General features: G+C 30.1%; 17 protein-coding genes and 1 tRNA gene. 6 read left to right on the forward strand and 12 right to left on the reverse strand.

Annotated elements, in window-relative coordinates; all coding sequences use genetic code 11:
- The first annotated feature begins 5 nt into the window (after positions 1-5).
- Positions 6-638, forward strand: a complete 633-nt coding sequence (locus tag HALO113_RS05055) for a rhomboid family intramembrane serine protease (RefSeq protein WP_159777984.1) — start codon at positions 6-8, stop codon at positions 636-638.
- A gap of 40 nt (positions 639-678) precedes the next feature.
- Positions 679-1371 carry an SIMPL domain-containing protein gene (locus HALO113_RS05060; protein WP_159777985.1) on the forward strand — a complete coding sequence of 231 codons (693 nt, stop codon included), beginning with the start codon at positions 679-681 and terminating at the stop codon, positions 1369-1371.
- Between the two features lie 55 nt (positions 1372-1426).
- Here the strand turns inward: HALO113_RS05060 and HALO113_RS05065 are convergent.
- The 6 genes from HALO113_RS05065 to HALO113_RS05090 all read right to left on the reverse strand — a co-directional run bounded on the left by HALO113_RS05065 (position 1427) and on the right by HALO113_RS05090 (position 6935).
- Positions 1427-1507 (reverse strand) — tRNA-Tyr (locus HALO113_RS05065).
- A gap of 166 nt (positions 1508-1673) precedes the next feature.
- A complete protein-coding gene (locus HALO113_RS05070) occupies positions 1674-2810 on the reverse strand; it encodes a TlpA disulfide reductase family protein (protein ID WP_159777986.1) in 1137 nt (378 codons plus the stop codon).
- A 115-nt stretch (positions 2811-2925) separates the two neighbouring features.
- A complete protein-coding gene (locus HALO113_RS05075; protein ID WP_159777987.1) occupies positions 2926-4335 on the reverse strand; it encodes a rhodanese-like domain-containing protein in 1410 nt (469 codons plus the stop codon).
- 61 nt (positions 4336-4396) lie between these two features.
- Complete coding sequence (locus HALO113_RS05080) at positions 4397-5182, reverse strand: sulfite exporter TauE/SafE family protein (RefSeq protein WP_159777988.1); 786 nt, start codon at positions 5180-5182, stop codon at positions 4397-4399.
- Entirely contained in the window at positions 5182-5814 is a 633-nt protein-coding gene (locus tag HALO113_RS05085; RefSeq protein ID WP_159777989.1) for a Crp/Fnr family transcriptional regulator, read from the reverse strand. Before HALO113_RS05085 ends, HALO113_RS05080 begins: the two co-directional genes overlap by 1 nt.
- Before the next feature lie 116 nt (positions 5815-5930).
- On the reverse strand, positions 5931-6935 hold the full coding sequence (locus HALO113_RS05090) for an SIMPL domain-containing protein (RefSeq protein WP_159777990.1): 1005 nt from the start codon (positions 6933-6935) through the stop codon (positions 5931-5933).
- Positions 6936-7092: 157 nt separating this feature from the next.
- Here HALO113_RS05090 and HALO113_RS05095 point away from each other — a divergent pair, with 157 nt between their 5' ends.
- Positions 7093-7998, forward strand: a complete 906-nt coding sequence (locus HALO113_RS05095) for a hypothetical protein (protein WP_159777991.1) — start codon at positions 7093-7095, stop codon at positions 7996-7998.
- A 166-nt stretch (positions 7999-8164) separates the two neighbouring features.
- Here HALO113_RS05095 and HALO113_RS05100 read toward each other — a convergent pair whose 3' ends face one another.
- The 5 genes from HALO113_RS05100 to HALO113_RS05120 form a co-directional block, all read right to left on the reverse strand.
- Positions 8165-9934 (reverse strand): carboxypeptidase-like regulatory domain-containing protein, encoded by a 1770-nt coding sequence (locus HALO113_RS05100; protein WP_159777992.1) that lies wholly within the window; start codon positions 9932-9934, stop codon positions 8165-8167.
- A gap of 83 nt (positions 9935-10017) precedes the next feature.
- Complete coding sequence (leuB, locus tag HALO113_RS05105; RefSeq protein WP_159777993.1) at positions 10018-11139, reverse strand: 3-isopropylmalate dehydrogenase; 1122 nt, start codon at positions 11137-11139, stop codon at positions 10018-10020.
- A gap of 10 nt (positions 11140-11149) precedes the next feature.
- Positions 11150-11758, reverse strand: coding sequence for a 3-isopropylmalate dehydratase small subunit (gene leuD, locus HALO113_RS05110; protein WP_159777994.1), 609 nt, complete (start codon positions 11756-11758; stop codon positions 11150-11152).
- A gap of 2 nt (positions 11759-11760) precedes the next feature.
- Positions 11761-13146: a 3-isopropylmalate dehydratase large subunit gene (leuC, locus tag HALO113_RS05115; protein ID WP_159777995.1), complete on the reverse strand. Its 1386-nt coding sequence runs from the start codon at positions 13144-13146 to the stop codon at positions 11761-11763.
- Positions 13147-13148: 2 nt separating this feature from the next.
- A complete protein-coding gene (locus HALO113_RS05120) occupies positions 13149-14315 on the reverse strand; it encodes a 2-isopropylmalate synthase (protein ID WP_159777996.1) in 1167 nt (388 codons plus the stop codon).
- Positions 14316-14470: 155 nt separating this feature from the next.
- Here HALO113_RS05120 and HALO113_RS05125 point away from each other — a divergent pair, with 155 nt between their 5' ends.
- The 3 genes from HALO113_RS05125 to HALO113_RS05135 all read left to right on the forward strand — a co-directional run bounded on the left by HALO113_RS05125 (position 14471) and on the right by HALO113_RS05135 (position 19137).
- Complete coding sequence (locus tag HALO113_RS05125; protein ID WP_159777997.1) at positions 14471-16015, forward strand: hypothetical protein; 1545 nt, start codon at positions 14471-14473, stop codon at positions 16013-16015.
- A 130-nt stretch (positions 16016-16145) separates the two neighbouring features.
- Complete coding sequence (locus HALO113_RS05130) at positions 16146-18038, forward strand: T9SS type A sorting domain-containing protein (RefSeq protein ID WP_159777998.1); 1893 nt, start codon at positions 16146-16148, stop codon at positions 18036-18038.
- A 202-nt stretch (positions 18039-18240) separates the two neighbouring features.
- On the forward strand, positions 18241-19137 hold the full coding sequence (locus HALO113_RS05135) for a hypothetical protein (protein ID WP_159777999.1): 897 nt from the start codon (positions 18241-18243) through the stop codon (positions 19135-19137).
- 59 nt (positions 19138-19196) lie between these two features.
- On the opposite strand, the gene der is transcribed toward HALO113_RS05135, so the two are convergent.
- Positions 19197-20507, reverse strand: a complete 1311-nt coding sequence (gene der, locus HALO113_RS05140; protein ID WP_159778000.1) for a ribosome biogenesis GTPase Der — start codon at positions 20505-20507, stop codon at positions 19197-19199.
- Between the last annotated feature and the right edge of the window lie 101 nt (positions 20508-20608).

Below are 20608 nucleotides of genomic sequence, written 5' to 3' on the forward strand. Positions count from 1 at the left end.
GCAAAATGAATTTACTATTACTTGTTATTATAGGAATAACAGCTTTGATTAGTTACAAAGGTTTTAATGATGAAAATTTTTTTCGAAAATATGAATTTCATATAGGTAGAATACGCTCTGGAGAACAACTTAGAATGATAACTTCTGGATTTATACATGTCGATTTCATGCATTTATTATTTAACATGATTACACTGTATTTTTTTGCCCCTGTAGTTATTGATAATTTAGGTTCTATATATTTCTTATATGTTTATTTTGGGAGTATGATTGCAGGAAGTATGTTAACTCTTTATATGCATAAAAATGATTATTATTACAGAGCCGTAGGTGCATCGGGAGCAGTTATGGGAATAATTTATGCTTCCATTTTATTAGATGTGCATCAGCAAATGAGATTTTATGGTTTTATTCCAGGTTATATTTTTGGAATAGGATATCTTTTGTATTCTATTTATGGAATGAAAGCTAAAAACGATCATATTGGTCATACAGCTCATTTTGGAGGGGCAATAGGAGGTTATTTGATTACATTAATAAAACAACCCGACTTATTTCAATCTAATACAAAGATTGTATTTCTATTAATGATTCCTATAATTATTCTGTTTTACATGGATAAAACTAAGAGATTTTAGTTTGGCATAGCTTTTGAATTATTTACACAAAAATAAACATATGAAAAAGACAATTTTAACCTTTGTATTAGTATTTACAACCATGATGAATCAAGCCCAAGAAAACAAATTAATTCCAGTACCGCAAGTAACCGTTTCAGGTGAAGGGAAGATTAAAGTAGTTCCAGATGAAGTAATAATTACTGTAGGAGTGGAAAATTCAGGGACAGACGCTAAAGAAGTAAAGAAAAAAAATGATGAAACAATTGATTTGGTAATTAAAACAATTAAAGGTAAAGGTATTCCTGTGGCAGATTTTCAATCGGAAAGAGTTTCTTTATATAAAAATTATGATTATCAAACCAAAAAGAATAGTTATGTAGCCAGTCAAACTTTGAAAATACATTTAAAAGATTTGTCAAAATACGAAGCAATTATGATGGATTTGGTTAACACGGGAATTAATCAAATTCAAGGAGTTGAATTTAAATCATCAAAGTTGAAAGAATATGAAACAGAAGCAAGAAAAAAAGCAGTTCTGGATGCAAAAATGAAAGCTGAGGATTATGTTTTGGTTTTGGGGCAAAAGATAGGTAAAGCAATCATTATTTCGGATACATCTACACCAAACTATCCACAACCGATGTATAGAAATGTGATGTTAAAAGCGGAAATGGATACAGCAAATGAAACTTTAGCTATTGGCGAAATAGAAGTAACGGCAAATGTTACAATAAGTTTTGTGTTAGAATAAAAAAGAATAAGATTTATAAAAATAAAAAAGCATCAATTACTTGATGCTTTTTTTGTGGGGAGAGCAGGATTCGAACCTGCGAAGGTTTCCCAGCAGATTTACAGTCTGCCCTCGTTGGCCGCTTGAGTATCTCCCCAGCCTGTCGCTACTTTGACTTAGCGATTGCAAATATACTATTGTTTTTAATACTTGCAAATAAAAATTAAGCTATTTTTTTAATAATTTTATAACTGTTTGTAAATGAAAGTATAAAAAAAATCTCCCTAGGGAGATTTTTTTTATTTATATAAAGATTTGATGTATTATAAGCCTAAAAGTTCTTTTACTTTTGCTTTCAATTCTTCTCCTCTTAGGTCTTTTGCAACAATATTTCCTTTTTCATCTAAGATAAAAGTAGCTGGAATAGATTTTACATTGTATTGTTCTGCTATAGGTTCTTTCCAAAATTTAAGATTTGAAACATGATTCCATACTAAGCCATCATCAGCAATAGCCTTTTTCCAGCTTTCAGCATCTTTATCTAAAGAAACTCCTATAATATTTAATCCTTTTTCATGTAATTCATTGTATAAAGCTACAACATTAGGATTTTCTGCACGACAAGGTTTGCACCATGAAGCCCAAAAGTCGATAATAGTTACTTTTCCTAATGATTCTTTTAAAGAAATAGTTTTACCATCAGGTGAAGGACCGCTAAATTCAGGAGCTGCTTTTCCATTAGTAATTGCAGTTGCTGCATCTAAAGTCTTTTTAATACTTTTACCTGGTTTAGTATCTAATAAGGATTTGTCAAATTTTTCAAAGTATTCTTTTACTTCTTCAGTTGTTAAGCCATTACTCATTAACATATTTTCTAATAATAAGGCTGAAACGTAAGCTTTAGGATTCGATTTTACAAAGTTAGTATAAGTATCCTTCATGTTTTTTTGAGTTTCTTCTTGTATAACTCTATATTCTTTCATGATTTGATTCATAACAACAGTATCATTCGAAGTTTGAGCTGTTTTCATTTTCTCATCATTATTCTTTTTGAATTGATTTATTTTATCACCAACTTTGGTAGCAGCATCATTAAACTCTTGAAATTTCTGATTATTATAAGTACCACCAATTTTTGATTTGTGAATACTATCATTATTAAATTCAATTTCTGTTTTACCTTCTTCAAAAATGAAAGGCAGTACTTGCATTCCATCTTCCGATTTTAAGAAAGCAATATCTATACCTTTTACATCGCCTTTAAATTCAAATTTACCATTTTCAACAACTGCAGTATCTTTAGGTAGTGGTTGTCCTATTTCATCTTGTAATTGAATTATTAATTTTTTACCATTTTCAACACCTTTAACTGTTCCTGTAATTTGATATTGATTTTCTAAAGCTTTGTTACATGATGTGAATGCTAAAGCAGATGCAAATAATACTAAAAATTTTTTCATTTATAATTATGTCATTTAATTTTAGGCAAATGTATTCAAATAAAAATACTCTGAACACTTTTTTAGAATTAAATTTTTCATAAAAAAATCAGGCTTTAACCTGATTTTTTATAATTTATTTTAATGTGGATGGACAAACATAATTGGTTAATGGCACTGCAGTATTTCTAATTCCTGCAATTCCTTTTTCAATATTTATCATATTGTGATATCCTCGAGATTTCATAATAGATGCCCAAATAACAGATCTGTAACCACCAGCGCAATGAACATAGAATGTGTCTTCTTTCGGTATTTCAGCAATATGGTCGTTAATATAATCCAAAGGGATATTAATCGCTTTTTCAACATGTTCTGCACTATATTCTCCTGGTTTTCTGGCATCAATAACAGGTGCAGTATTATATTCTTTAGCAAATTCATCAGGAGAAATAGATTGAATTGAATCTACTTCATAGCCCGCTTTTTTCCATGTTTCTAAGCCACCTTCTAAATAGCCTAGAGTATTATCGAATCCAACTCTCGATAAACGAGTGACAGTTTCTTCTTCTTTCCCTTCTGGAGTAATTAATAAAATAGGTTGTTTTACATCTTTAATTAATGCACCTACCCAAGGAGCAAATTGCCCATGTAAACCAATAAAAATTGAGTTGGGAACATGTTCTTTTATAAAGTCATATTCGTTGCGTACATCCAAAATGACTGCTTCAGTTTGATTAGCTATTGCTTCGAATTCTTTTGGAGTTAAAGGATTATTTGCTTTTTCTTTTACAGTGTCCAAACTCTCATATCCTTGAATATTCATTAAAACATTTTGCGGAAAATAAGCTGGTGGTGGTAAAAGACCATCTAATAATTCTTTTTTGAATTCTTCGATTGTCATGTTTGCACGTAATGCATAATTGTTTTTTTTCTGATTTCCTAATGTGTCTGTTGTTTCTTTACTCATGTTTTTACCACATGCGCTTCCAGCACCATGATTTGGATAAACAATTAAATCATCACTTAATGGCATGATTTTTTCTCGGAGCGAATGAAATAAATATTCAGCCAGTTTATCTTGTGTTAAATCGGCTACTAATTTTTGAGCTAAATCTGGCCTACCTACATCACCTATAAATAAAGTATCACCAGTTATAATGCCATGCTCTTTTCCATTTTCATCGATTAATAAATAACAGGTGCTTTCTAAAGTATGACCTGGAGTGTGAATAGCTTTTATAGTGTAATTTCCTATTGAAAATTCTTGACTATCTTCTGCTATAATAGCTTCAAAATTAGGTTTTGCAGTTGGTCCATAAACTATTTTTGCACCCGTTTTTTGTGCTAAATCTAAGTGACCCGAAACAAAATCTGCATGGAAATGTGTTTCAAAAATATATTTTATTTTTGCGTTATCTTTTTTTGCTTTTTCAATATAGGGTTCAACTTCTCTTAATGGATCAAAAATTGCAGCTTCACCATTATTTTCAATATAATAAGCTGCGTGAGCAATACATCCAGTATATATTTGTTCAATTTTCATGTCTAATAAAATTTAGTTTTACAAATTTACGAATAATATACTTTAAAGGAAGTAACCTAGGTTACATTAATTCTTTTAAAGTGATAATACCAGCCATTGCTAATACAAAATAGGCAAATCCTTTTTTTAATTGCCCTTCATTAATATATTTACTAATATAGGTTCCAGAGAGAATTCCTATCATTGATATAAAAGAAAATGGAAGTAAAAAATCCCAATGAACGTTAATATGTTTTAAATCTCCTAGAAAACCAATCAAAGAGTTCATAGCAATAATAAACATAGAAGTTCCTACTGCTTTTTTCATGGGTAATTTTGCTATAAGTAGAAGTGAAGGAATGATTAAAAAGCCACCACCAGCACCTACTAATCCAATTATGATTCCAATAGTGGTATTTTGGACTATTATTTTAATTAAATAATGTTTTTGATTGATCTCTTGTAAATTAATCTTTGTTTTTTTTATCATTGAAAATGCAGCAAAAAACATTATAATAGCAAAAAGAAGCATTAAGAACGTATTCCTGCTCAATAGTATTTCTTCATTTTCAAAAATAATATTTGGAATATTAGGTACGATATATTTTCGGGTTACAAAAACACCTATAAATGATGGAATTGCAAAAACTAAACCTGTTTTTACGGATACTAATTTTTTTCTATAATTTATAATTGCACCAAAAGCAGATGAAGTTCCTACAACAAATAGAGAATAAGCAGCACTTACAACAGGATTGTAACCTAAAACATAAACTAATAAAGGAACAGTAAGAATTGATCCACCACCACCCGTTAAGCCAATAATAATTCCTATGAAAAAAGCGCCTAAATATCCCAGAAATTCCATTATATTGCTACAATTTCTATTTTGTTTCTATGTAGTTTTATTTTACCTTGTAACTCTAAACTTTTTAATAATCTAGAAATAACAACTCTTGAAGTATGCATGTCATAAGCAATTTGTTGATGTGTATTGTTTATTTCAGTATTTCCTATGACTTTTGCTTTATCGGTTAAATATTTATATAAACGTTCATCTAAATTCATGAATGCTAATGTGTCTATTGCTTCTAGCATTTCATTTAAACGAATATTATAACTTTCAAAAACAAAATTTCTCCATGTTTTATATTTTGTAAGCCATTCTTCCATTTTTTCAACAGGAATCATAAACATAGCTCCATCGTTTTCAGCGATAGCTCTAATTTTGCTTTTAGATTTTCCCATGCAACATGTTAATGTCATCGCACAAGTGTCGCCCCTTTCTAAAAAATAAAGAAGTAATTCGTCTCCATTTTCATCTTCACGCAAAATTTTTATAGCGCCATGTAATAAAAGAGGCATCGATTTAATATAATCACCTATTTCAATTAGGTAATCATCGGCTTTAAATTCTTTATAGGTAGCTACTTTCTCTATTTCATGTAACAATTCTTCTTCAAAAATATAGCCATATGCTTGTTCTAAAATTTCTCTCATACCAGATTTTTTGTAAAGATACGTTTTATATTAAATTGAAGTATGTTACTTTTGTTACATATAAAAAACCTAACCCCTTTTAAGGATTAGGTTCATGAATTAAAAAAATCGTATTATTAGATATTTAAAGGTTTAATATCACCATTTGTAGTAATAATATAATATTTATTATTTTTTATAATCGTATTTTTAGGTAATAAATCTTCTTTTAATTTTATTCGAATAATCATTTCATAAAAGACTTGAATTGTAGGTTCAGTAATTTCAGCATTTACAACAAAGGTGTGGGTTTTAGATAAAGCACCATCATAAAATTGAGTGTTATTTTTACGAATATTATTTACATTACTGTTAGGCTCAAAATTTATACTTGCTTGACTAAAAGCAGTATAACTTTTATAACTTTCCATGGGATAAATAGTATTGTATCCTTCAGTTAGCGTTTTTTCTTTTTTTAATAAATCGGTATTCATGATTAAAGAATAGTTAGCCAGCATTTGTTTGTATTCTTCTAAAGCTTTTTGTTGTAAAACATCTCTTATTTGATCTATGTTTTCAGTAATATAATCTACTTTTGCCAAGTCATAAATTTCTTGCTTTGAACAAATATTCATGATACTATTTAAATCGTTTGTTTTTTTAAATTTTATAATTAAGTTTTTTTTCAATTCAAATCCAGCTGGTTTTTCATTATATGTTTTTGGATTAAAGATCTTTTTTTGGACTTCATATTCATATGTTGGAACAAATGAAATCATATCAATAATTACTTCAATCTCTGGATTAAAATGCTGAATTGCTTTGATTACATTTTCTAATCGTGTATCCATAATATTGGTAGCTTCTTCAGCTGTTTTTCCAATTTGAAGTACACTAAAAACTGCTCGCTGAGATGTTGCTTTCTCATTATAAATTCCTTTTATAGTAATGTACATTTCATTTTCATTACTTGATGTTGTTTGAATGGTATTAAATTGGTTGTTATGGTATTGATTTTGATAATTATAATTACCGTTTAAATTTTTTACTGAAGTTTCAGCATTAGCATTTCCAGAATGTTGTGAATAAACCATAGTTTGTAGCAATAAAGTGCCTAAGCACAAAAGGTTAATTGTTTTCATAATCATATATTTTTAAATTTTGTTAGGCAAACGTAATTGAGATTATGAAAAAGAGTTTGGTATAACTACTGTAATAAAACTGTAATGTTTTTTCAGTACTTTTACAGTGGTTTTACAGTAATTTTTTTACTTAGAATTATACTTTTACCAAAGAATTATGACCCATATAGAAGTGTTTTATGAGTTGAAAAATAGTGTTTTGCAACACTACAAAAAACGCTACCCTTATTTTAATGGAAATTGGAAAACGTTTAGTTCACAAGATATTTTGAACCTTATTGAAGATGTTGAAGAAAAATGCAAAGCAAGTGTTAGTGAAAAATGGATTTATACACATTTAAAACCGGAAACCAATGAAAAATTACCGCGTAAGGATATGTTGGATATTTTTTCACAATATATTGGTTTGGCAAACTGGGATGCTTTTCAATATGAACACAACCAACAGAAGACTATTGAGGTTTCAAAAAAATCTTTAAAATCAAGAAAGCTATTATATATTAGTTTATCAGTATTTGTTTTTTTAATAATTATTGGCTTGTATTGGCAAATGACTAAAAAAACATTGGAAAAGAAAACGATTCATTTAGAAGAAAAATTTACACAGGATTCTGTAATTCCTAATATCACAAAAGCATATATAATAGAAGATAGTGTTGAAAAGGAAATTGTTGTAAAAAGTTCTAAAATAGAAGTAAATAAAGAAGCGAAGGTAGTAGTAAAAAGCCCCTTTTATAAGGAGAAAACCGTTGATTTGAAGCAAAATCCAGAAATTGTTACGATTACTTTAGAACCAAATGATTATGCGAATATTTTGCAAGGATTTATTAAGAGTGACATTAAAGATTGGGAAACTAGAAAAGAACAATTAGAAAAAATTTTGCATGATAATGTTGAAGTCATTGTTATGTTACCCAATAATTTAGGAGCAGAATATTTTAATAAAGATGAGTTTTCGCAGAAATTAATTATTCCTACTGCTTCTTTAAAAAAAATGAAAATAGTAGAAGTAAAAAACGAAGCGAATAATCAGATTATTTTTATTCGATTAATTCAAGAATAATGAGAAAATATATATATATCGTTTTCTTTTTTGGAATTTCATTTTTTATGAAAGGTCAAAATAGTAACCTTAATGTTGTAAATAAAAAAATAGAAAGTCAATTTTCAAAGCCAGTTGTTATTGCTTATCAAAATCAAGCCGAAAAAGCAATTGTAGATTTTTATAATTATTTAAATTTATACCAATTGACTACCCATGATGAAGCAGAAATAGTAATACCTATTGTCCCATTGAATATATTCTTTTTAGCAATTATGTCATTAGACAATAAAGGATTAAAATCGGAATATTTATTTGTAAAGGAATTAAAATCAAAAGTTTCTTTATTATTTATTGATTTTTCAGTTTTAAAAGAAGTTTCAAAAGTTAATTTCAAAGAATCGGAAATGGGTTCTGAATAACCCAATGAAAATTCCAAAACCTCTTTTCTATCTTTATCCAATTGATTTTGATTTCTACTGTCGTTAGGATTTCCCGACTGATAGAACAAAGTATTTGTCTTAGTGTTTAAGTTCACTTCATTATCACTATTATCATTATTCATTGTAAAACTTATACCTCTACCCTTTCGCTTTAGTTTTTTGTATAGGTTTAAATTATTTGTAAAACTATTTCGATTAATTTCTTGAGCATTGTTCGTATTGTTTTCATTTAGCAAATCATTTGAAGCGTCAAAAGAAGTAGCACGGCTGTCATAATAATCTAAAGTTCTATTTTTAGACAAACTAGGTGAAAAATACAATGTGGTTGTCGAATCAATTTTAATTTCAAAATCGACATTTATCGCATGTCCTGTATTATCTGTTTTTGAATTAGATTCTGAATTGGTACTCGTATTTCCAGTAGGCAATAAATTAGTCCTATTGGTTCTGTTTCTATTTTCAGAAATGGCATTAGAAAAATAATAACTTGCATTAGGATTTGTTTTTTTATTCATCCATTCGTCAGAAAAATGAACTCCAATCATATTCGATTTTGTAATTCCCGAATTGCCACCAAAACGCATTCCATTTATTCCAAAACTTCCATTACTGTTCACATACATAGATTGATTTCTTCCTCCACCCATATTATCAAAAATTTCATCCATTGAAAACCCAACAGAATTAATATTATTTGAAGACCCTAAAACACTTATTTTTTGAGTATCTTTAAAATAATTGAATAAAACACTAGATTCATAACGATCTTTTGTACCATAGCCTGCTGTTGCTTTACCAAATAATCCTTTATTTTTATCTTCTTGAATGGTTAAATTTATGGTACTGGTATTGTCTGAAGCGGCTTGACCTGATAATTCTTCTTTTTTTGTTTTCGTATCGGTTACTTGTACCTTGTCAATCATATCAGCAGGTAAATTTTGAGTAGCAATTTTACCATCTTTTCCAAAAAAAGGTTTCCCATTAACTAAAATATTATTCACCTCTTTTCCATTCACTGTAATTTTACCATCAGTATCCACCTCAACACCTGGCAATTGCTTCAATAACTTTTCAACATTCGCGTCTGGAGCCACTTTAAATGATGATGCATTAAATTCTAAAGTATCTGATTTTACAGAAATAGGTGGTATTTCAGACTTTACCACAACTTCTTTTAATGAGGAAACATTTTCTTTTAAGGCTATTGTACCTAAATCGATATCCTTATCAATAACCGAAAATGCTTTTTTAAAATCGAGATAACCATTATAAGATATTTTTAAAACAACTGGAAAATTTAATCCTTTTATTTTAAAATTAAAATTTCCATTTTTATCTGATATTGTATAATCCACAACTGATGAGTCGCTCACTTTTGAAAAATAAACGGTAGCAGATTCCAGTGGAAATTTCAAATTTTCATCTACTAATTTACCAGAAACAGAAACATTATTTTGAGTAAAACCTAAGCTATAAAAAAATAAAATGACAAGTAAAAGGTAATTTTTGCACATAAAAAAATCGCGATTAATAACTAACCGCGAAATAAAGTTATTTCTTACAGTTTAAAAAGAAATAAATGTTTTTTAACTTAATTTTATATATAAACTGACTTACCTAATTTTATATTTTCAAAATGTGACCCTCCAATAGTTACATCTTGACTGTCAATTAGTTTAACAATAACGTCGCCTATTTCTGAAGTACTTGATGGATTTTCTTTATTTAAATCGACAGTTCCAATGTTTTCATTTAACATGGTTTCTACTGCTTTATAGATTAACCTGGCTTCATCATGCAAAGAGAATTGTTCTAATAACATCGCTGCACTTAAAATCGAAGCTACAGGGTTAGCGATATTTTTACCAGCTGCTTGTGGATACGAACCATGAATAGGTTCAAATAAAGCCGTACCTTTCCCTACAGAAGCTGAAGCTAGTAATCCAATAGAACCACCAATAACACTCCCTTCATCTGAAATAATATCGCCAAACATATTCTCTGTTAAAATAACATCAAACTGACTTGGATTTAAAATCATTTGCATGGCTGCATTATCTACAAATAGAAAATCTAAAGTTACATCAGGATATTCTTTAGCTAATGAAGTTACAACACGTCTCCACAGTCTTGACGTTTCCAAAACATTGGCTTTATCTACCAAAGTTACTTTCTTTCTTCTTTGTTGTGCTGCTTTAAACGCTAAGTGCGCAATTCTTTCAATTTCATATTGTGCATACTCACATAAATCAGAAGCAATAGTTCCCTCTTCATTGAGTTGTTTTTCACCAAAATAAATTCCGCCAGTTAATTCTCTATAAATAACCATATCCGTTCCTTGAATAATTTCTTTCTTTAATGGAGATTTTTCAAGTAACGAATCATAAGCTGTAATCGGACGAATATTTGCAAATAAACCTAATTCTTTTCTCAATTTCAACAAACCTTGTTCTGGTCTTACTTTTGCATCTGGATTGTTATCATATTTTGGATCACCAATAGCTCCAAAAAGCACAGCATCACTTTCTTTACAAAGCGTTAATGTTTCTTCCGGTAATGGATTTCCAGTTTGATCGATAGCAATTGCACCTACTAAAGCTTCTTTAAATTGAAAATCATGTCCAAATGCATCTGCAATAGACTGTAATACTTTTACGGATTCTTTCGTTACCTCAGGACCTATACCGTCTCCAGGTAACACGGCTATTTTCATCTTCATAATGATTTCTTTAAATGACTATGGATTGTGTTTTATTTCTATTTGCTTCAAAAGCTTCAATTTTATCTTTATTGCTTACTAAAAAATCAATATCATCATACCCGTTAATCAGACATAGTTTTTTATAAGCATCGATTTCAAAAGTTTCTTGTAAACCAATATCTTTTACAGCAATGGTTTGTTGTTCTAAATCAACGATAAGTTCGGTTTCAGGATTTTGAGTAATTAAAGTTAAAACTTCTTTTAGAAACGCAGGGGAAACTTGGATGGGTAACAATCCGTTATTTAAAGCATTTCCTTTAAAAATATCAGCAAAATAACTAGAAACAATCACTTTAAAGCCATAATCTGTTAAAGCCCAAGCAGCGTGTTCTCTACTGCTTCCACAACCAAAATTATCTCCGGCCACTAATATTTTTCCAGAATATTTAGGATTATTAAGTACAAATGAAGCAATGGGCTCATTATTTTCTTGAAATCGCCAATCTCTAAATAGATTATTTCCAAAGCCAACTTTATTCGTAACCTTAAGAAATCTTGCTGGAATAATTTGATCGGTATCGATATTTTCTACAGGTAAAGGAACTGCTTTTGAATATAATGTGGTAAATTTTTCCATGATTAATTAAGATGTTTTGTGATATCAATAATTTTACCTTCTACAGCAATCGCTGCTGCCACTAAAGGACTTGATAAAAGGGTTCGAGCCCCTTGTCCTTGTCTGCCTTCAAAGTTTCTATTTGAAGTAGATACACAATATTCTCCTGCTGGAATTTTATCATCATTCATAGCCAAACAAGCAGAACAACCCGGTTGACGAATTTCAAAACCTGCTTTTTCAAAAATAGCGGTTAAACCTTCTTCCTGAATTTGTTTAGCTACCTGTTGTGAACCAGGAACGATTAAAGCATTTACATTGGCTGCTTTTTGTTTACCATTAATGTATTGAGCTGCGATTCTGAAATCTTCAATTCGAGAATTAGTACAACTTCCTATAAAAACATAATTAATTGGTTTTTCCAATAAAGATTCTCCTTTACGGAAACCCATGTAATCTAAAGCTTTTACAAATGATTCATCTTCCAAGACAGGTATACAATCATTAATTTTAATTCCCATACCTGGATTGGTTCCATAGGTAATCATGGGAGCAATGTCTGCAGCATCAAAAGAATATTCTTTATCAAAAACCGCACCTTCGTCTGTTGGTAAGGTTTTCCAATAGGCTATTTTCTCCTCTAATTCATTTCCTTTGGGTGCAAAAGTTCTTCCTTTTATGTATTCGAAAGTAATGTCGTCTGGAGCAATCATACCACCTCTTGCTCCCATTTCGATACTCATATTACAAACGGTCATTCTTCCTTCCATAGACATTTCTTGAAAAACATTGCCAGCATATTCACAGAAATAACCGGTACCTGAATTGGTTCCAATTTTTGAAATAATGTATAAAATAACGTCTTTAGGTGTAACTCCTTTGGCTAACTTTCCATTAACACTTACTCGAAGACTTTTGGGTTTGTTTAATAACAGACACTGACTGGCAAACACTTGTGCTACTTGACTGGTTCCAATACCAAATGCAATAGTTCCAAAAGCACCATGCGTAGAAGTGTGACTGTCACCACAAACCATGGTCATTCCGGGCAACGTAATCCCTAACTCTGGAGCAATAACATGTACAATCCCTTGATATTGATGTCCTAAATCGTATAAGGTAATATTATTTTTTTCACAATTTTTTGTCAATTGTTCTAACTGATTTTTAGACAACACATCTTTGATAGGTAGGTGTTGGTTTTTTGTAGGCACATTATGATCTGCAGTTGCTACAATCTGTTTGGGTCTAAAAATAGGGATATTTCGTTCTTCAAGTTCCGCAAAAGCCTGAGGACTTGTTACTTCGTGTATAAGATGTTTATCTATGTATAAAATTTGAGGTCCGTTAGGCACTTCGCTTACCACATGACTATCCCACACTTTATCAAATAAGGTTTTCTTTTCCATTTTTATGCTACAATACCAATTTTATTGTTTTCAATAATCCTATGAACATCTTCATCAATTACTTCTTTTTTTCTATCGGCAATTTTTAGAAATTCTTGATAAACTATATCTAACTGTAATTTAGTTAATTCATAACCAATTTTTTTAGCTCTGTAAGCCAATGCTGCTCTTCCGCTTCGAGCGGTTAAAATGATTGAAGATTCAGTTACTCCAACATCTTCTGGGTTAATTATTTCGTATGTTTCTCGATTCTTAATTACTCCGTCTTGATGGATTCCTGAACTATGTGCAAAAGCATTAGCGCCCACTATGGCTTTATTAGGCTGTACAATCATACCCATACTTTCCGACACCAAATGACTCATTTCATTTAACAACCTTGAATTTACATTTGTATCTAAACCTAGAGTGGGATGTTGCCTTAAAATCATAACCACTTCTTCTAAAGAAGTATTTCCTGCTCGTTCACCAATACCATTAATTGTGCATTCAATCTGTCTAGCACCATGGATAACACCCGCAATAGAATTAGCTGTAGCCAAACCTAAATCATTATGACAATGGCATGATAAAATTGCTTTTTCAATTCCTTTTACATTTTCAACCAAGTATTTCATTTTGGCTCCATATTCTTCTGGCAAACAATAACCCGTTGTGTCCGGAATATTTAAAACAGTCGCACCCGCAGCAATAACTTCTGAACATACTTGTGCTAGAAAAGCGTTATCAGTTCTACCCGCATCTTCTGCATAAAATTCAACATCGTCTACATATTTTTTCGCATAGGCAACTGCTTTCACTGCACGTTCTATAATTTCTTCTTTGGTTGCATTGAACTTATATTTAATATGCGAATCTGAAGTACCTATTCCTGTGTGTATTCTTGGCTTTCTAGCATATTTGAGCGCTTGTGCAGCTACTTCAATATCTTTTTCAACAGCTCTAGTTAATCCACAAACAGTAGCATTTTTAACCACTTTTGCGATGGCTTCCACAGCCTCAAAATCTCCTGGACTCGAAATTGGAAATCCAGCTTCAATTACATCTACTCCGAGTTCATCTAACCTTTGAGCAATAATTAACTTTTGCTCTTTGTTTAATTTACAACCAGGAACTTGTTCTCCATCTCGTAAGGTGGTATCGAATATTTGTACTTTCCCTTTATCCATAAAAGAATTATTAAACTTAATTTTAATTTATGAATACAAATTTATACTTTGCTTCGTGTAAAGAGACTTTTTAAAATTTTGTTTTACAGTATTAAAACTATTTTTTTTAAAACTAAAATGTTGATTTACAAATATATACAATTCATTTATTTACAATGGCAAACATAACAAAAGACAATTTATTCATCCTAATTAAATCGCTTTCTCGATCAGAAAAACGTCAGTTTAAACTCTATGCGAATCGTTTAGATGTAAATACCAATGCTAAATTTTTACTTTTATTTAATTTGTTAGACAAAATGAATGATTATAATGAGGAAACTATTTTAGAAAGTAAGATTGTAACCAAATTGCAACTCTCAAACTTAAAAGCTCATTTATACAAACAAATTTTAATTAGTTTACGAATGAATCCCGTAAATCAAAACAGTAGAATTTTGATTCGGGAGCAATTAGATTTTGCTACAATTTTATATCATAAAGGTTTATACAAACAAAGTTTAAAAATCTTAGAGAAGGCCAAAATAATGGCACTTGAAAATGAAGAAAAGAACATTGCTTATGAAATTGTAGAACTTGAAAAAGTAATTGAGTCGCAATATATTACTAGAAGTATTGTAGGAAGAGCAGATGAATTAACTTCTCAAGCAAAAAAATTAAGTAAAGAAAATGTTATTGCTAGTAAGCTTTCAAATCTTTCCTTACAATTGTACAGCATTATGTTAAAAAGCGGTTATGCCAAAAGTGATGCTGAAATGCGAGAAATAACAAATTATTTCAACAAAGAATTACCCACTTACATCATATCTGATTTAGGTTTTAGAGAAAAATTATGGTTATATAAAGCACATTTATGGTATAGTTTCCTAATACAAGATTTTTTGTCTTGTTATAAATACGCCAAAAAATGGGTGGATCTTTTTTATGATAATCCAAAAATGATATTTCTAAATCCAGTATGGTATATCAAAGGAGTCAATTATTTATTAGAATGCCTTTATTTAATTAAACATAAAACACTATTTAAAGAAACACTAGATAAGTTAGAAGATACAATCAACTTAGATGCCTTTCCAAAAAATGACAACGTAAGTATCCTTACTTTTTTGTGCATTTATAATAGCAAATTAAATCTTCATTTTTTAGAAGGCACTTTTGATCAAGGTTTATATTTAGTAGATGATATACTTAAGAAAATAAAAATGGATGAAGATAAAATTGACGAGCATCACGTGATGGTTTTTTATTATAAAATTGCCTGTATGTATTTTGGAGTAGGAAATAACACACTATGTATCAGCTATCTTCAAAAAATTATTGACAATAAAAATTTATCCATGCGAGAAGATTTAATGTGTTTTGCTAGAGTATTGAGTTTAGTTGCACATTATGAAGCGAGCTTGGATTACAAATTAGAACTGCAATTAAAAAGTACTTATAAGTTTTTAATTAAGATGAACGACTTACATGAAGTACAACGTGAAATGATTAAGTTTTTGAGAAATTTAGGCACTATTTATCCACATCAATTAAAAGGAGAATTTAAAAAACTACACACACGGTTAAAAGTATATGAAGAGCATCCATATGAAAAAAGAGCTTTTTTATATTTAGATATTATTTCTTGGCTAGAGAGTAAAATAGACAACAAACCCATAATGGAAATCATTAAAACGAAAGCTTCAAACGCAGTAAGATAATATTTAAGAATAAAAAAGGGGTTTTTCCCCTTACAATTAACGTTGATACATAAAAGAGTTTGTTTAGAGAAGTCATAATCTTTGCATTGTGATCACAACAAAATATTTTAACATCAAACGATTAATTAACATGAAAAATTTATTTACACTTATAGTTTTTTTACTATGGAATATATCTAACAGTCAATTTATTACAAACGGAAATTTAAATAGCACTTGCCAAGGAGATGGCTACAATCCTGTTCCAAGTTGTGTTCAAGGTTGGCAGGCCAGTCATGGTACTCCTAGTGTAACTGGAACTGTTGGCAATGATACAGCCGCTTGGATGTGGTCTTATTCAAATACAGGTGAAGGAATCTTTACAAACTATAATTTTCAAGCAGGAAAAACTTACGAAGTAACTTTTAAAATTAAAACTTCAACTAAAAACAGCAACGCAACAAGTGCCGTTCTAAACTCATTAGCTATAGTGAAAGCCGTAAGTGGTCTAACCACCTCTTCGTCAACAACTATTCCAAGCCCTTTAGCTACAGGAGAATTAATTTGGCAAAGAACCATTGGGACAAATATTAATAATGAAGAAACTATAACGGTTTGTTTTACTCCTACAAAAAATAATTCTCAACTTTGTTTTTATCCATTAATGACTGCCTCTTCATCAAGTAATGGATATAATCAAGTACAAATGGAAGTTGATGATATTTATATTACACCTCCTGTTACTTCAGTTTTTCATTTTCAAGATAGTAACAATATCATTAAAAATGATTTTTGTGCAAATGAAACTATTTTTTTAAATGGTGGTGCTTCAGCCAATGAAACACAATACTTTCTAGATGTTTGGAGAAGACCTATTGGCTCTACTGGTGCTTTTCAATGGCAAGCTCAAAAAGGAAGCAATGGCTGGACGCAAGGACAATTGGGTATTTTGAATTTAACTTCTATTTTTAATGCTCAAGGATATACTTTTAGTAGTGGATATGAATATCAAATTAAAGTAGCAACAGCTAGACCTAATTGTACCTCTTGGGTACCTACTACTCATGAATTTAGAGTTTTAAACAGTACAGGTTCACCTCAATTTACTTATACTTCTACATGTGCAACCAATGGGACTATTTCTGTTACTGTAACTGCAACTGATACCTCTGCAGGTTTAAATCATTGGTGGGGATTAATGGAAACTTCCGTCTTAGGCTCAACTACAGATACGAATACCATAGGACAAGTAGGCGGTATTCAAAACGGTACTTCAACCACTTTTTCAGGATTAACTAGAGATAAGTTTTATTACATTAAGCATGGTATCTATAATGATTGTTTGCCTTGGACTGAAATGAGGATCGCTTTACCACAAGATGTATATTGGAGTAATTACACAACAAATTTTGAGTTTATCAATTTATCAAGTAATGGTAGTTCTTTATCTGTAACTGTTGAAGCACATAGTAATCCCGTTTTTGTAAACCATCATTGGTCAATTTCTTATGCTCCAAATGGAAGTACAACTGGGAACAATCCTGTTCCTGGAAATCCAAGCATCTGCTGTAGCTCTGCTCCTGCTACTTTTAATAACGGCTTAACGGTAAACACTTGGTACTATATTAAACACGGTATTTGGAATGATTGTGCACCTTGGAATGAAACTAGAAAAGCATTTCGAATTTATATTCAAGGTAAATTAGCTAATGGAAACCCTGATTATGCAATAGAAACTTTAGATATTAAAGATACTGAACCCTTTCCATATGAAAAAAAGACATCTGTAAAGGCAAATGAATTTCTAATGTATCCAAATCCTATTCAAAAAGGCACTACTTGTTCAGTATCTATTGATTCAAAAACTATTAAAGAGTTAGTTTTAGTTGACTTATTAGGAAAATCGGAAACAATCACTTTTGAAGAGAAAGATGTCAATACTATTACATTTTCTGTACCAGAAAACAAATCCAAAGGTATTTATATGGTAAAAATAATAACCAAAAATGATAACTTACTGACCCAAAAACTAGTGATAGAATAAGAGTTTCACTTATACAACTGATTTATATAAACTAAAAGAGTGGGAATTAATATTTTCCCATTCTTTTTTTTATTAAAAACTACCTTTAAAAAAAAGGGGATTTTTCCCCTTTAATTTCGGGAGATTTCTTACTGTTTTATTTTACAATTGTTTCAATATTTGCATATCCAAAATAACAAATAATATCTAATTTAAAATAAACATGAGAACAACATTATTTTTTGCAACTTTTTTACTAACAACTATCTTGGCGGGTGCACAAACTCTTAAAAATGGGAAATTAAGTGGTAATTGTACAGGTAACGGTTTTAGCGCTCCAAGTTGTATTGAAGGATGGGCAGCAAGTCATGGAACTCCAATGGTTATGGGTAATATAAATAGTAATACATGGGCGGGTTTAAGTATTACACAAGAAAATAGTGGCGGAATTTTTACAAACTATAACTTCATTGTAGGAAAAAAATATGAAATTTCCTTTAAAGTTAAAGCGTTTACCAATTTAAACTCAGAAGAAATTAAAATACAAAATCCATCGGTAAATATTAGAACAATTAGTGGTTTATCAAGTAATTCTAAAGAAAATATGCCAAAAATTGATGAAACGAGTGAAATTGTATGGACAAATACTATCTCAAAATCAAAATCGTTTTGGCAAGTAGTACGATTTACTTTTATTCCCATTCAAAACAATTCTCAATTATGGTTTTATCCATCAGTAGAAAATCAATTATCTTTAGATGTAAATAATATGGTTCAAATGGAAATTGATGATATACATGTACAAATTTTAAATGAGAATAATTTAGTTCATTTTCAAAATACATCAAACTCAATTTCTGATGATTTCGTAGAATCGGTAGTAGTAGTGTCTAATCCTATTTATAAAGGACATGTTTCAAAAATATTTACTAATGATATTAATTTAAAAGAAATTACTTTAATTGATTTATCTGGAAATACAAAAAATATAAATTTTACTATTGCTAATAAAGAAACTATTAATTTCATTTTAGATGAAACAACAGCTCCAAATATTTATACTTTACAAATGACTCATAAAAATGGTAAAATAATTACTAAAAAAATCATAGTACAATAATAAGAATGAGGTTATTTGTACTAAACGAAAGAGCTTTCAATTATGAAAGCTCTTTTTATTTATTTCTGTCTAAAGTAGATATCTATAGGTACACCCGAAAAATTATAAATTTCTCTTAATTTATTTTCAATAAAACGCTTATAAGGTTCTTTAATATATTGTGGCAAATTAGCAAAAAACACAAACTGAGGTGTGGGTGTAGGCAATTGCATGCAATATTTAATTTTTACATATTTCCCTTTAATTGCTGGTGGTGGAGTTGCTTCAATAATAGGAAGCATTAAATCATTGAATTTTGAGGTTGCAATACGCTGTTTCCTATTCTCATACACTTCAACAGCCACTTCTAATGCTTTTAACAAACGTTGTTTCGTTAAAGCCGACACAAATAAAATAGGCACATCTGTAAAAGGTTGTAATTCTTCTCTAATTTTTCTTTCATAATCTCTGGTTGACAAAGTATCTTTTTCTATCAAATCCCATTTATTTACCAAGATTACGATTCCTTTTCTATTTTTTTCTGCTAACCAAAAAATATTTTGATCTTGTCCTTCAAAACCACGCGTAGCATCAATCATTAAAATACATACATCACTATGTTCAATGGCACGCACTGATCGCATTACCGAGTAAAACTCTAAGTCTTCTTTTACTTTTGCTTTCCTTCTAATTCCAGCTGTATCCACTAATTTAAATTCGAATCCGAAACGATTATAAGTAGTATCAATAGCATCTCTTGTCGTTCCTGCAATATCAGTTACAACAAATCGATCTTCTCCTATTAAAGCATTTATAAACGATGATTTTCCTGCATTTGGTCTTCCAACCACAGTAAATTTTGGCAATGGGTTTTCTTCTTCTGTAGCTTCTGGTAATTCTGGTAATACTTCTACTAATTTATCTAATAATTCACCCGTTCCACTACCATTCATTCCTGCAATGGTAAAATATTCTCCTAATCCTAAAGAATAAAATTCTACTGCATCTTTTTCACGTGCGCCATTATCTACTTTATTAACTGCTAAAAGAATAGGTTTTGTTACTTTTCGAAGTAATTTTGCCACCTCTTCATCCATAGGTGTTACCCCTTCTTCCACATCTACAACAAAAATAATAGCATCCGCTTCATCGATTGCTAGTTCCACCTGACGTCTAATTTCTGCTTCAAAAATATCATCAGAACCTTTTATATAACCTCCAGTATCTATAACAGAAAAGGCCTTTCCATTCCATTCACTTTTGCCATAATTTCTATCACGTGTAACTCCACTAACCGAATCTACAATAGCATCTCTACGCTGAATGAGACGATTAAAAAAAGTTGATTTCCCTACATTAGGTCTTCCTACTATGGCTACAATATTATTCATTACTTATTTTTTTGAAAGTGCAAAGATAATCATTTAGAATTTAGAAAAAGAGAATCCTTTTTTCTTATTTAATTCATTTATAAACAAGCTAGTAAATTTAA

Source organism: Flavobacterium sp. 9AF (assembly GCF_902506265.1).
Taxonomy (GTDB): domain Bacteria; phylum Bacteroidota; class Bacteroidia; order Flavobacteriales; family Flavobacteriaceae; genus Flavobacterium.